Here is a 12,466-nt window from a genome sequence, read left to right as displayed (position 1 = left end):
CTGATGACAAGAGTAAACCGGAGGCGGGCGCTAACGCTCATGGCCTGCTGCCTGCTTGCAGGCTGCGGCCTGACCCGTGCCGTCACCGACGGCACGGTAAACATGACGAAGTCCATCTTCTATAAAAAAATCAGAATGCTGCATCTGGATTTTACCCCGCGTACCGCGATGAACGCCGATGGTGCTCAGATCCCGCTGGCAACCATGGTGAGGATCTACCAGCTGAAGGACCGTAAGGCGGTTGATGCAGCCGATTACCGGACTATGCTGCGCAACGCCGACGCGGCGCTGAAAGATGACCTTGTGGTGTCAAAAGAGCTGCTGGTGATGCCCAAAGGCAGCATGACGCTGAACATGCCGATGGATGAGAACGCGCAGTTTGTTGCCGTGATCGGGTTATTTAACCGTCCCGATCTGCAAGACAACCGCTGGCGGCTGGTACTGACCCGTGACGATCTTGACCCGGATAAACCGCGCACCGCTGAACTGGGCGATGGCTGGCTCAGCCTTGTGCCGCTAAAGGAGTGAAGTGATGAATAACTGGCTGGCGCTTTTTGACGGGCAGAGCCGCTACGTACTGGAGATTCATGACAGCCCGGTACACCCTGATGTGCTGCGCTTTTATGGGCGCGAGGCGTTAAGCGAACCGTTCACATGGGATATTGAATTCACCACGGAACAGGCAAATATTGCCCCCGGACAGGTGCTGATGAAGTACGCGTCCTTGCGGATGCGCAGCGGCAAAAATGTCCACGGCATCATTACCCGCCTGGAATGGCGGTCAACGACAGCTGACCAGTCGCACTACACAATCAGGCTCAGCTCGCGCCTGGCGCTGCTGTCGCACAGCCGGAAATGCGCCGTATACCAGAATCAGTCGGTACCGGAGGTGGTGGCACAGGTGCTGCGCCAGCACGGACTGGCAGGGGCTGATTTTGCATTTCGTCTGGTGCGCACCTACCCGCCGCGTGAGCTGATAACCCGGTGGCGGGAGACGGATTTGCAGTTTATCCGGCGGCTGTTGTCGGAAGTGGGGATTTACTGGCGCACGGAGATGGACAGCACGCGGGAGCTGGACGTGTACATCTTTGCCGACAGCCAGCTTAACTACCAGTTTGACGTGCGCCTGCCGTACAGCGAGCCGTCTGGGTTGTTCGACGGTGCGGAAGAATCGGTGTGGGACGTGCGCAGCTGGCATAACGTGGTCACCGGCAGCGTCGTTACCCGCGACCACAACTACCGCACGGCCGCCACGCCGCTGAATGCGACCGTCAGCGTGCGCAACGATGCGGTGACCAGCGGTGAACACTATCGTTACGCCGCCCCGTACCAAGAAGCCGGGGACGACAGCGACCCGGAGCCTGAAACGGAAAGCGGGGCGTTTTACGCCCGCATGCATCACGAGCGCGAACTGAATCAGTCCGCGCGCATTCACCTGTTCAGTAACGCCCCGCACCTGACGCCGGGTCAGGTGCTGGAGCCGCAGGGCGATGTGATAAATGCGCTGAAAGAGGGGGTTATCATCACGCTTGCCACTTACCGCGCCTCGCGTGATACCCGCCTGCACGTATCGGTATGGGGAATGCCATACAGCGAGCGCTACAGCTTCCGTCCGGTGGAAATCCCGCGTCCGGCCATCCACGGCACGCTGCCGGCGCGCATTGAGAGCGGGGAAAAGAACGACATTTATGCGCACCCGGATGAGCAGGGCCGCTACCGGGTGAGGCTGGATTTTGACCGCGAAGGTACGGGCCCGGGTTATCTGTGGCTGCGCATGGCGAAACCCTACTCCGGAGAGACCTCCGGCTGGCATATGCCGCTTGTCGACGGCACCGGAGTGGCGATTGCCTGGGGCAACGGCGACATTGACCTGCCGTATATCGCCCATGCGCTGCACGACTCAGAGCACCCGGACCCCGTAAACCGCGATAACCCCACCCGCAATATTCTGTGCACTGCGGCTAACAACCAGCTGCGGATGGAGGACAAACGCGGCGAGGAGCATATCGCACTCGCCACGGAATACGGCAAAACCGGGCTCAATAGCGGCCATCTGGTGGATGCACAGGGCATGCCGCGCGGTGCCGGTACGGAACTGCGTACCGATGAACGGGGCACGATACGTGCCGGAAAAGGGCTGTTGCTCAGTGCGGATAACCAGCCGAAAGCCCAGGGCGAAGTGCCGGACAGGGCCGCCGCGCTGAAGGAAACCGGCCGGCTTCAGCAGCAACTCAGACAGCTTGAAATGGCGGCAGAGCAGGCACAGGCGCTGAAGGCGGATATCGACAGCCAGATGCGGATGTTAGCGCAACGGCTGAAGCCGCTGCATAAAATCATCCATTTTACCGCCCCGCAGGGGATGGCACTGACCAGCGGCGAAGATACGCAGCTGGCTGCCACGGAGAACTTGGCGATGAATGCCGGGGGCGACATCAGCGCGGGCGTGACGGGCAACCTGGCGGCGCTTGCCGGAGAAAGGCTGGGGCTGTATGCCCGGACGGGGCCCCTGAGTCTGAAAGCGGGTGAAGGTCCGGTGGATATGCAGGCGCAGAACGGCAATATGCGGCTGTTTGCGGAGCAGAAGCTGACCATTGCGTCAGAAGAGGACATCCTGTTTGCCGGCAAGAAGCGCATCACGCTGACAGGCGGAGGCGGCAGTTATCTGCGGCTTGAGGCGGGGAAAGTGGAGTACGGCACTACCGGAACGTACAGGCGGCGGGTGAAAAGGACGATGGTGGCTGGGGCGGCGAATCTGCCACTTCCGTTCAGGAATAAGGGGTTATGCCTGAGTTGTCTGATGGATGCAGCGATGAATGGAACACCTGTAGTACTGAGGGGGAATTAAGATGCCAGAACAGCATTATGCACACCGGGAACGGGTACAACTCAGTGAAGATTCTGAGATTCTGAAGTTATATGCCCTGGTTGATGGTATTCAGTACGATCGTTTTTTTGATGAACCGCTTGAGGAAGCAGCAGGCGTGCGCTCCCTTTTCAGTTTGCCGGAAGATAAAGTCCTCGCATGTGCCGGACCATGGTTACTGGATGAATCAGACTTATCACAAGAGCATCTCACCAAAATCAGACAGTTAGAAAGAAACTATCCAGCGGTGTCATGGCTTATCAGTGAACAGCCCTTTTTTACACTGGCCCGGCATTTTGAATCCAGCCTGAGGGTTTCACTCCCTTCAAAAGAAACAGGGTTATTTCGCTTTTACGATTGTCGGGTTCTGAAAATGCTCCCTGAGCTTTTGTCGTCACAACAGATGACTCATTTGATGAAATATGCAGTGCGCTGGATTTTTCTCTATGAGGGTAAAGTTTCCGGTTATCAGATAGATAGAGAAAGTTTGAGTGTGAGTATGTTGAGGAGTTATGCCGAAAACAAGGAGAAATCGTAATGGACTGGAATTCACTGTTTGACCCAACGACGATGCCTGATTGCACAGGCGAAACAGATGAACCTGCTGCCAGATGTCATCAGGAGTTTACCCACCAGATTAAGCTTGTGCCAGCTGCAAGTGAAACGGTAAATCTAAACGGTATACCCTGGTCTGTTCACTTTGAGGATAAAAAATATAACGCACAGGGTAAGACCGACGTTGCCGGTAAAACTGGGCGAACCAGGACGCCACAGCCTAAAAAATTTTTTGCGCTCGCTGGCAAACTGTCTGAGGGGTATCGCAGAAGAGGAGGAAGTTTCGGAACCTTAAAGGAAGTGGATGAAAGGAAAATATTGCTGGTAACTGCACCCAAATACCCTGAAAAGGAAGTGTCTTATTGCAGTGGATATGACTTTATAACAGTAGTTGCAGCCAGAACTGCCCCCAGGGACTGGCGCTGGCAGGGAGGGTTTGGCCTGACTGCTGAGGGTAAAGGTAATCAGTATCGTTTTATTAATTGTGGATTACGACAGTTAAGAGAGTTTCCATTACCCAGTAAGGGGGATTATTCTGTTCAGCGTATTATGGTGGTTTTTCAACAGGGGTATACTGAATATGATATCAGGAAAATAAATGAGTATACAAAAGTGCAAAAGGCCCGAATTGTATATGTGAAAAATAAGAATGAACTTGTTGATTTTTTAAAGCGGAGAAAGGATAAAAAAAGGCTTATAAAAAAACATGGTATTTTTTTGTCATGGCATCATCAATACTGCATCCTTTCATTACGCAGGAGATAATGTTGAAGCGGGTGAATTTAAAGTTGATGATATTACAAATGTATACGAGTCAATTTTTGATTATGATGCAGAAGTCACGACTTATGCGTGCAGAGCCGGGATCTCGCTAGATGGTAGCGATTTGACCGGAAGAGATGCTGGACAAAAGGATGGCCCCGCTCAGAAAATGGCTGACACATGGGATGTGAAAGTAAATGCCTTTGAAATGCGTTCAAGTTACGTGGGGATATATGGGACAGTTGAAGAAATAAAATTAGCGAATGATTATGGTGAAATAATAAAGGATTATAAAAATGAATTATCTAAGTATGAAGAACTCATGGCCCGGGGAGATAAGAATGCGAAATCACCTCACAAACCAGATGATTATGATAAGAATCTCAAACGATATCTGGCTATCAAAGAAAGAGAGGCAAATGAGGACAATAATGGTGGCCCTATTGATCCTAATGGCTCCTGGTCATTCCCTACGACAGGTAACACACCTACCGGGTTAAAAAAAGGCCTGCAGTTATACACGCCATTGGAATGGAAATAATGATAAAGTCAAAAAAAAAGGTTTGTTTTAACATTTATATCAATTCTGGGGGTTTTGATTTATGGGGGGGGCTATATGTATCAACAGAAATATCAGATGTATGTCCGTGTTACTCCAGATAGGGAGAGTGATCCAGAGTGGCCTGGTAAGAAGAAGTGGTTCGATTCCAGTAGATGGCTGAAAGACCCACGCTATATAAAAATTAGTGATTCATATGTGTTAAATGCTGAATATAAGCCTATAGATAACTTAAATGATTTCCGTATTACTCTTACATTGCAGGAAGCTATTAAAAAGTCGATTGATCTTGAATTAGGGTTATTGAATCTCGATGGGATGGATAATCAGAGTTTCTTTCGTCATATGAAAGACAACCTTTCTTGTGAATATTTGAGGACGCAATTTAATTCACAGACATTAACACCTGTTAATGACTACTTTCTTTTTTTCTTTACTTATGATGGGCGGGTTTATGAAGTTGAAATGTTAAGGGAGCCGTATGGAGATGGATTTTCATTTCCTTATGCCAGCCTTGTTCACAAGGCTGGTTACTGGCATTCAACGTCTCCGGCTGGATATTCTTACAGGGACTACCTTGAAGGTAAGCCTGTAAAATAACGTTACTGTTAAAAATAATATTTTTTCGGTGGATGGGCGTTTAAATGGAATTCAGTAACAGTCAAGTTGATGTACTAAAAAAACTATCTTTTGCAAATTATCTTAATGAGATTATGCAGCATTATGAAATTATGTTTCCATTATTGATTCCGCTGTTAAAAAAGGAGTGTTTTCGTTCGTTTGTGGAACAGGGGATCGTGCTGGCGAAAGAATCTGGCTATACTCAAAGAGGACCTGTTCGTCTGTATCTGGACATGATGATTATATTTGGATCCCATTTTGAGCAAGATCCTCTTTTTAAAAAGCTAAAGGTTGAAGAAGATAAGAATGTATCGCAGATAGAAAAGAGCGTTACACTCTATACTTTACTGGGTAAATACCTTAAGACTGTTTATGGTTTAAGTGGTCTTTACTTTAAGGAAAGTATTAGGGTGTTTCAGCGTTTAAATATTAAGACTCTGCCTGTCGGTATAAATGTAAGTAATAATGAATTGCATGAGTTATTAAGGGGTATATATCCACAACGATATGACTTCGCGACTTCTGACTCAATAGATGAATTGATTACTCTCTCAGATGAATACTGTAGACGTCACGGACTAAAAAACCAAAATAATAAATCATATTTGATTTTGGTTATGTTTTTATTCGGCTGCTCATTCGGCCAGGGTTCCTTTCGCGATCGTTTCATTAAGGGGTTGTTGATAAAATACTTTAATAATAAAGATGTCAGCAACCATTGTGCAATTGTTTCACATTACGCATCTTTTCAGATTAATAATATGTAGAACAAATAATAACGACATAACATAAATCGTTGCGAAGGCTAACGCTCATGGCCTGCTTGCAGGCTGCGGCCTGACCCGTGCCGTCACCGACGGCACGGTAAACATGACGAAGTCCATCTTCTATAAAAAAATCAGAACGCTGCATCTGGATTTTACCCCGCGTACCGCGATGAACGCCGATGGTGCTCAGATCCCGCTGGCAACCATGGTGAGGATCTACCAGCTGAAGGACCGCAAGGCGGTTGATGCAGCCGATTACCGGACAATGCTGCGCAACGCCGACGCGGCGCTGAAAGATGACCTTGTGGTGTCAAAAGAGCTGCTGGTGATGCCCAAAGGCAGCATGACGCTGAACATGCCGATGGATGAGAACGCGCAGTTTGTTGCCGTGATCGGGTTATTTAACCGTCCCGATCTGCAAGACAACCGCTGGCGGCTGGTACTGACCCGTGACGATCCTGACCCGGATAAACCGCGCACCGCTGAACTGGGCGATGGCTGACTCAGCCTTGTGCCGCTAAAGGAGTGAAGTGATGAATAACTGGCTGGCGCTTTTTGACGGGCAGAGCCGCTACGTACTGGAGATTCATGACAGCCCGGTACACCCTGATGTGCTGCGCTTTTATGGGCGCGAGGCGCTAAGCGAACCGTTCACATGGGATATTGAATTTACCACGGAACAGGCAAATCTTGCCCCCGGACAGGTGCTGATGAAGTTCGTAGATAAGTTAGAGATTATGGAAAATGGTGAATTTAAGAGTTGCTACCTAAATTTTAGTGACCTGACAGCTATCGAGTTGGAAAAGAAAAGTCAGTTTAATTATATAAAGATTGGTAGTACGTTGTGGGAAAAAGCAACAGATGATCTGGATGACGTGTATGGGGCACTTGATTCTTTCATAATCAAAGTCGCGTTTACCGATCTTGATGTCACCAGAGATAGCAGCGGGTTCGTGAGGCTAGAGATTAAGGAACTTGGTTTATACGTCAGAGATACTTATGATTTCATTAATGATGGTGATGATCAGTTGCTGGGATATTGGGGGAGTAATGGGGTGATTAAACCCGGGGTAATAAGTGAGTTAATGAAAAAAAAGATACATCGACAAAGAAAATGAAAGATACTTTAGGGTTACCAATTCGTCATTTTTAAGTTACAGGGAAAAATTTAAAAACACCAATAAAAGCGGGGATTTTTTTGTATACTCGACAGTAAAGAAAATCCCCACCAATATTGTCATTCATTTGAATAAGGTAGATATGGAAGAGTATTTCTCCTGGAGGAAAGAAAATGCCAATGGTTAACCTTATAAAAAAAACATGCGCTTTCGCATTGTTAATGTCCCTTTTTTTTTGCGTTTTTCTTATGTTTGTCAAAATAATGGCTTATCAAAATGCGATAAAATATGATTCTATGTGGAGTAATGGAAGGAAATGCGAGCTGGTTATTTATATTCCTGATTATCGTCCATATGGTGGTATTGGAAGAGTATTGAGAATGTTCTCTAACCAATCATTTTTTATTGTGTACGATACCAATGGGAAGAAGTTAAAAAGCTCTGCCTGGTATTTTTGGAAAGCCCAGTTTTCAAATCTGGTATCACCAGAATGGCATGGAAAATATGCGGTATATCCTACAAGTGATGGATGGGATGGATGGCGTCTTCCTGAGTGTAATTAGTTATTGGATGTCTCAGAGAACGGTTCTGTCATGTTATGAAATAGCGTAAGGATCATGAAGAATTCTTGCCCTCTTATCTGTGGTTGCGTCAGACAGATAGCAGACAAACTAGAAATTAGTAGTGTATTAACTCAGTGGCAAAAGATGCCTTCAGGCCAGCATTTCCCAGCCTGTTCTCAGTGCAATATGGTGGTTAAGGTGCTGGATAAAGCGCGGATGGTGGGTATTTAGTCGATTGCAGATCAAAAAACTGTATGCAGTTTGTTATCTCAACAGTGCAAAACAATTACAGGGATCAGAGGAAAAGCAGGAATCACTGTAAAAGGTGAGTCAGGACCGTATATCGCCCATGCGCTGCACGACTCAGAGCGCCCGGACCCCGTAAAACGCGATAACCCCACCCGCAACATTCTGTGCACTGCGGCTAACAACCAGCTGCGGATGGAGGACAAACGCGGCGAGGAGCCTATCGCACTCGCCACGGAATACGGCAAAACCGGGCTCAATAGCGGCCATCTGGTGGATGCACAGGGCATGCCGCGCGGTGCCGGTACGGAACTGCGTACCGATGAACGGGGCACGATACGTGCCGGAAAAGGGCTGTTGCTCAGTGCGGATAACCAGCCGAAAGCCCTGGGCGAAGTGCCGGACAGGGCCGCCGCGCTGAAGGAAACCGGCCGGCTTCAGCAGCAACTCAGACAGCTTGAAATGGCGGCAGAGCAGGCACAGGCGCTGAAGGCGGATATCGACAGCCAGATGCGGATGTTAGCGCAACGGCTGAAGCCGCTGCATAAAATCATCCATTTTACCGCCCCGCAGGGGATGGCACTGACCAGCGGCGAAGATATGCAGCTGGCTGCCACGGAGAACGTGGCGATGAATGCCGGGGGCGACATCAGCGCGGGCGTGACGGGCAACATGGCGGCGCTTGCCGGAGAAAGGCTGGGGCTGTATGCCCGGACAGGGCCCCTGAGTCTGAAAGCGGGTGAAGGTCCGGTGGATATGCAGGCGCAGAACGGCAATATGCGGCTGTTTGCGGAGCAGAAGCTGACCATTGCGTCAGAAGAGGACATCCTGTTTGCCGGCAAGAAGCGCATCACGCTGATTGTTCATTTTTTATTTGTACGGTTATTTAAAATTGATAAATACTAAACTATCATTTTTGTATGAAATTATTATCGGTTATCCCCTCGGGAAATTTTATTTCTCTCCCCAGGAAATACGTGAATACAGTTGTCAGCAGCCAGAAGGGCGAGGAAAACGATGCGCTGGCGATTTGTGAAACAGCATCCCGCCCTGCATCCATTTCTTCATGGCGAAGGATAGGCAATTCTGCATGAACGCGTCACCTGCCTGATAAAGAAATTGCCGCATTGTCTTCACAACAGACAGCATATTGTCAACTAATGAGAAATTTTTCAGGGGGGGCTGACATCAAGAACCTCGTGGCATTTTTTAATATAGCTTGCTGCGTTTCATACTTTGAAGTTTTTTCTTCAGTTCTCGTATTTAATCTGCTCAGGCTTCATTAGCATCGCTGTGGGTGATTTTCCCCTTCGCTCTTCTTTCAACTGCCGGGCACACTAATCCATTGTGGATTTAAATATATTCATTTCCGTGGCAGCGGCGGCATCGGTTTAGTGGTGCACAAGCACCAACCGGGCGGCTTTGGGGTGGAAATCGGGGCTAAATTTGGGTTTGATACGTTCGCTTATAATGTCACCTGTTTTGATTGTGAGGTAATAACATCACCTTTGTTCAGGTGGCCAAATTCAGCGTGCCACTACAAAAAAAGGAATGAATATTTCGACGCTTCGTCTGCTTTCTCGCTCTGATGCTGGTATTCTATTTCAGAAATTAAACTTGATTAGATCAATATCAATATGGAAAGTAAATCTCCCTCTCTCTATGAAATTCTTACCGGAAACTTTATCGGTGATTTACCACTTGAACTCATTAGCGAAGAAGATCAGGTTATTTTATCCGTACTGGATCAGATTCAACGGATAATGAACTCTCGTGCCGGTACCCTATCCCATCTGCCAGATTACGGTTTGCCGGATATGACCCAAATTTTGCAAGGAATGCCGGGCACTGCCCAGCAATTAATGAGAATACTTTCCGCCGTACTGCTCAAATATGAACCCCGTTTGAAGAGCATTAAGGTTTCGATGCTTGAGCAGACAATTCCCGGCGAACTGCGCTACGCCATCGATGCCGAACTCAAGGGCATGGGTCTGGTGCGCTACGGTACGGAATTTATGCCGGAAGGGCGGGTACTCATCAGGCATTTAAAGCAACAGCAATATCTTTCCTTGCGGACATCAGTGTACTGATTTGCAGATAATTCATTTATTTTCTTTTCTTTAAGGCTACTCCTATGACGCACTTTTCTGAACGTTATCTGAAAACTGGCGCCGACCCGCGCACGCTGCCGGATTATGCCGCTCTGCGCGATGAATTGTCTAAACTGGCTCACCCGGCTCGGCCCGATGTTAACTGGCACTATGCGGAAAAACTCTGTCTCGCGTTGTTCGGGCACAACGGCGTGGAGCTTCAGACTGCAGCCTGGTACACGCTTTGCCGCACTCAGCTTGCCGGGCTGTTCGGCTTAAATGAAGGGCTGGCAATCCTTGATGCACTGATTTCTCACCAGTGGTCAGGATTGTGGCCGCAGCCGGTGCATGCACGGATGGAGATTCTCAGCAGTCTTAGCCAGCGCATTCAGCAACTGATGCGCAGGCTACCTTTAAACTACAGCGACCTCAGCCAGCTTTATCGGGCGGAGCAGCTACTCAGTAGTATGGGCTCAGCGTTACAGCGTTTGGAACTAAAGCATCTATGCCAGTTTGACCCCCTGCGTACCTTAATGCATAACAGTGCCGTTCGGCTGGAAAACAGTGATGTTGCTTCAGGTCATACTGCAGACAATCAGCCGGGTTTCAAGCTGTCAATCGATGCAACGCCAAAAGCGGCAATATCCGTTGGTGGTCTGTCCGGCATACCCGGGTCAGCCAAAAGCGAATCGCCAAACACGGTGAAATGGGTCTGTGTGGCGCAGCCAGCATATCAGCCAAATGTCGGGGTTGTGACGGAAATGCCTTCATCAACTAAACCCTGGAAACCTTTTGCTACAGGAATGGTGACCATGTTGGTGATAAGCGCCACAACGGTATGGGGCTGGAACGCTTTTCACCGACCGGATCCGCTACAGACGCAGCTTGCTGCATCACTGGCCCCTTTACCTTCGGTGCTCTCTTCCGAGCAACTGGAGGGACTGCGTCAGCAAGCTCCTCTGCCGGAAACGATAATCAAAAATACCCGGCAGCAGCTCGCCCGCCTTGAGCAATTGCCTCCGGGCTGGACCTCCCAATATGGCCACCAACTGGTACAACAGGCTTTAATGATGTGGCCAGAGCAGGCAAAAGGACTGGCGAGGGAGTGGCAACAGCAGCTTAACGCCGCAGCGCTGCCGACAGAAAACCTGAATGGCTGGCACGAAGGGATGTCGCAACTGCAGCAACTGAGTCATAAGCTGAATGGGCTGGACGGGCAAAAAGGCAAATACATGACGGTCAGCGAACTGAAGTCGGTGGTGTATTCAGCCACTCAGGCGTTTAACCGCTCCATACCCGCAGAGGAACAGCTGCGACGGTACGCTGTCAACCCTTCTGATATTCAGCGGCGGCAGGTGGAAACAGTCCTGCAGCAACTCCAGAAGCGCTATGCTTTGTTCAGGCTTGGACAGCAAAAAGAAACAACAATATTGGCAACAGAATGATTTTAAAGTAATTATTCGCGGGGTAGCTCGTCCGGATGGCCGTGCAAGGATGCGCCGACCAGCCGTGGCGCGGGCAGCAGCGCCTTATCCGCATGGTGGTGGACCGCGGGATTGGCAAGATCAATCATGCCCGATGCCGCCGATCGCCATGCCTGACAAGACCTGTGAGCGCGTGATCGGGGCACTGTCGGGCGGCGGCGTGATCTGTGTGCGCCAGTACGGGGCGCAGGTCCCTGACTGGCTGCAGCGTCATTTTAATCTGCGTGGATAAAGGGGCCATGTACCGTGACACCGCCTATTTTGACCGCCACAGCACGCCGTAAGTCGCGATGCCGGTGCAGAACGATTTTGCCGATATCCTTCCTTTCACTGCGCCTGTGTCAGATCCTGAACACGGCGTGTGGTGGTACGATAACCAGGCGCATTGCGCCATTCCTGTCAAGAAGCTGCGTCATCCACCGGGCGCGGGCACAATTACCATGAAATGCAATGCGGCAAAAATAAAATCAATGCACTGATCGACCTGTCATCGGTAGGAACGATGGTGTGCACGACCATGGTGCTACCGCCACAGGACACGCCGGAAAACGAATCTGACAAGGCGTGCAAAAAGGCCATCGGCGAAAACACCAAGCCCGGCTGGTTACTGAATAACCAGGGGATCGCCATAAGCTGTACCTTGCCGTTATACCTCCCTGCCGCGTGCCGGCTATCTGAACACGCTCAATCACAAACGCCTCAATCTCACCAACGCGTTGACCGGGACAGGACTGCCGCCGGTACGCCTGATTTGACGTGGCGCCGAACAACACTTGCCGGTGACCCTTACCGATGTGTTTAACCCGGAGAAGAACAAGAAGAACGGGTATACCCGCCC

The 12,466-nt window shown here is 49.6% G+C and carries 14 protein-coding genes and 2 pseudogenes; 15 read left to right on the top strand and 1 reads right to left on the bottom strand.

What is annotated here, in order from left to right; all coding sequences use genetic code 11:
* Positions 1 to 3: 3 nt before the first annotated feature.
* From tssJ (JGC47_RS15170) to JGC47_RS15110, 15 genes and pseudogenes are all read left to right on the top strand, one after another.
* On the top strand, positions 4 to 528 hold the full coding sequence (tssJ, locus tag JGC47_RS15170) for a type VI secretion system lipoprotein TssJ (RefSeq protein ID WP_013035793.1): 525 nt from the start codon (positions 4 to 6) through the stop codon (positions 526 to 528).
* A gap of 4 nt (positions 529 to 532) precedes the next feature.
* Positions 533 to 2,845, top strand: coding sequence for a type VI secretion system Vgr family protein (locus tag JGC47_RS15165; RefSeq protein WP_004160259.1), 2,313 nt, complete (start codon positions 533 to 535; stop codon positions 2,843 to 2,845).
* Position 2,846: 1 nt separating this feature from the next.
* Positions 2,847 to 3,401, top strand: a complete 555-nt coding sequence (locus JGC47_RS15160; protein WP_004160257.1) for a DUF4123 domain-containing protein — start codon at positions 2,847 to 2,849, stop codon at positions 3,399 to 3,401.
* The gene (locus JGC47_RS15155) at positions 3,401 to 4,183 is read left to right on the top strand and encodes a hypothetical protein (RefSeq protein ID WP_013034907.1); all 783 of its coding nucleotides are present in this window, start codon (positions 3,401 to 3,403) and stop codon (positions 4,181 to 4,183) included. Before JGC47_RS15160 ends, JGC47_RS15155 begins: the two co-directional genes overlap by 1 nt.
* The gene (locus JGC47_RS15150; protein WP_004160254.1) at positions 4,125 to 4,721 is read left to right on the top strand and encodes a hypothetical protein; all 597 of its coding nucleotides are present in this window, start codon (positions 4,125 to 4,127) and stop codon (positions 4,719 to 4,721) included. The genes JGC47_RS15155 and JGC47_RS15150 overlap by 59 nt, the downstream gene beginning before the upstream one ends.
* A 75-nt stretch (positions 4,722 to 4,796) precedes the next feature.
* Complete coding sequence (locus JGC47_RS15145; protein WP_004164822.1) at positions 4,797 to 5,339, top strand: hypothetical protein; 543 nt, start codon at positions 4,797 to 4,799, stop codon at positions 5,337 to 5,339.
* Between the two features lie 44 nt (positions 5,340 to 5,383).
* Positions 5,384 to 6,127 (top strand): hypothetical protein, encoded by a 744-nt coding sequence (locus JGC47_RS15140; RefSeq protein WP_004160252.1) that lies wholly within the window; start codon positions 5,384 to 5,386, stop codon positions 6,125 to 6,127.
* Between the two features lie 25 nt (positions 6,128 to 6,152).
* Positions 6,153 to 6,629 carry a type VI secretion system lipoprotein TssJ gene (gene tssJ, locus JGC47_RS15135; protein WP_033477797.1) on the top strand — a complete coding sequence of 159 codons (477 nt, stop codon included), beginning with the start codon at positions 6,153 to 6,155 and terminating at the stop codon, positions 6,627 to 6,629.
* A gap of 31 nt (positions 6,630 to 6,660) precedes the next feature.
* Positions 6,661 to 6,846: pseudogene (locus JGC47_RS18065) on the top strand (DUF6402 family protein); the annotation flags it as partial.
* Entirely contained in the window at positions 6,838 to 7,245 is a 408-nt protein-coding gene (locus tag JGC47_RS18060; protein ID WP_371411817.1) for a DUF6402 family protein, read from the top strand. The pseudogene JGC47_RS18065 and the gene JGC47_RS18060, both read left to right, overlap by 9 nt.
* The gene (locus tag JGC47_RS18055) at positions 7,229 to 7,432 is read left to right on the top strand and encodes a DUF6402 family protein (RefSeq protein ID WP_301331500.1); all 204 of its coding nucleotides are present in this window, start codon (positions 7,229 to 7,231) and stop codon (positions 7,430 to 7,432) included. Before JGC47_RS18060 ends, JGC47_RS18055 begins: the two co-directional genes overlap by 17 nt.
* Positions 7,419 to 7,808, top strand: coding sequence for a hypothetical protein (locus JGC47_RS15125; RefSeq protein ID WP_004160249.1), 390 nt, complete (start codon positions 7,419 to 7,421; stop codon positions 7,806 to 7,808). Before JGC47_RS18055 ends, JGC47_RS15125 begins: the two co-directional genes overlap by 14 nt.
* A 336-nt stretch (positions 7,809 to 8,144) precedes the next feature.
* Positions 8,145 to 8,912 (top strand): annotated as a pseudogene (locus tag JGC47_RS15120) (type VI secretion system Vgr family protein); the annotation flags it as partial.
* Positions 8,913 to 9,691: 779 nt separating this feature from the next.
* Positions 9,692 to 10,144, top strand: coding sequence for a type VI secretion system baseplate subunit TssE (tssE, locus tag JGC47_RS15115; protein WP_004160237.1), 453 nt, complete (start codon positions 9,692 to 9,694; stop codon positions 10,142 to 10,144).
* Positions 10,145 to 10,188: 44 nt separating this feature from the next.
* Positions 10,189 to 11,589 carry a VasL domain-containing protein gene (locus JGC47_RS15110; protein ID WP_004160233.1) on the top strand — a complete coding sequence of 467 codons (1,401 nt, stop codon included), beginning with the start codon at positions 10,189 to 10,191 and terminating at the stop codon, positions 11,587 to 11,589.
* Positions 11,590 to 12,063: 474 nt separating this feature from the next.
* Here JGC47_RS15110 and JGC47_RS15105 read toward each other — a convergent pair whose 3' ends face one another.
* The gene (locus JGC47_RS15105; RefSeq protein WP_024015356.1) at positions 12,064 to 12,258 is read right to left on the bottom strand and encodes a hypothetical protein; all 195 of its coding nucleotides are present in this window, start codon (positions 12,256 to 12,258) and stop codon (positions 12,064 to 12,066) included.
* Positions 12,259 to 12,466 lie beyond the last annotated feature (208 nt).

This window comes from Erwinia amylovora (genome assembly GCF_017161565.1).
Classification (GTDB): Bacteria; Pseudomonadota; Gammaproteobacteria; order Enterobacterales; family Enterobacteriaceae; genus Erwinia; species Erwinia amylovora.
The sequence above is the reverse complement of the archived record's forward strand: the minus strand, read 5'-3'. Positions and strand labels throughout refer to the sequence as shown.

What these genes read in the sequence shown, in the direction of transcription:
- JGC47_RS15160 (WP_004160257.1), top strand. Translation starts at nt 2,847, where the DNA reads ATGCCAGAACAGCATTATGCACACCGGGAACGGGTACAACTCAGTGAA.
- JGC47_RS15155 (WP_013034907.1), top strand. Translation starts at nt 3,401, where the DNA reads ATGGACTGGAATTCACTGTTTGACCCAACGACGATGCCTGATTGCACA.
- JGC47_RS15165 (WP_004160259.1), top strand. Translation starts at nt 533, where the DNA reads ATGAATAACTGGCTGGCGCTTTTTGACGGGCAGAGCCGCTACGTACTG.
- JGC47_RS15145 (WP_004164822.1), top strand. Translation starts at nt 4,797, where the DNA reads ATGTATCAACAGAAATATCAGATGTATGTCCGTGTTACTCCAGATAGG.
- JGC47_RS15105 (WP_024015356.1), bottom strand. Translation starts at nt 12,258, where the DNA reads ATGGCGATCCCCTGGTTATTCAGTAACCAGCCGGGCTTGGTGTTTTCG.
- JGC47_RS15110 (WP_004160233.1), top strand. Translation starts at nt 10,189, where the DNA reads ATGACGCACTTTTCTGAACGTTATCTGAAAACTGGCGCCGACCCGCGC.
- JGC47_RS15150 (WP_004160254.1), top strand. Translation starts at nt 4,125, where the DNA reads ATGGTATTTTTTTGTCATGGCATCATCAATACTGCATCCTTTCATTAC.
- JGC47_RS18060 (WP_371411817.1), top strand. Translation starts at nt 6,838, where the DNA reads ATGAAGTTCGTAGATAAGTTAGAGATTATGGAAAATGGTGAATTTAAG.
- JGC47_RS15125 (WP_004160249.1), top strand. Translation starts at nt 7,419, where the DNA reads ATGCCAATGGTTAACCTTATAAAAAAAACATGCGCTTTCGCATTGTTA.
- tssE (WP_004160237.1), top strand. Translation starts at nt 9,692, where the DNA reads ATGGAAAGTAAATCTCCCTCTCTCTATGAAATTCTTACCGGAAACTTT.
- JGC47_RS15140 (WP_004160252.1), top strand. Translation starts at nt 5,384, where the DNA reads ATGGAATTCAGTAACAGTCAAGTTGATGTACTAAAAAAACTATCTTTT.
- tssJ (WP_013035793.1), top strand. Translation starts at nt 4, where the DNA reads ATGACAAGAGTAAACCGGAGGCGGGCGCTAACGCTCATGGCCTGCTGC.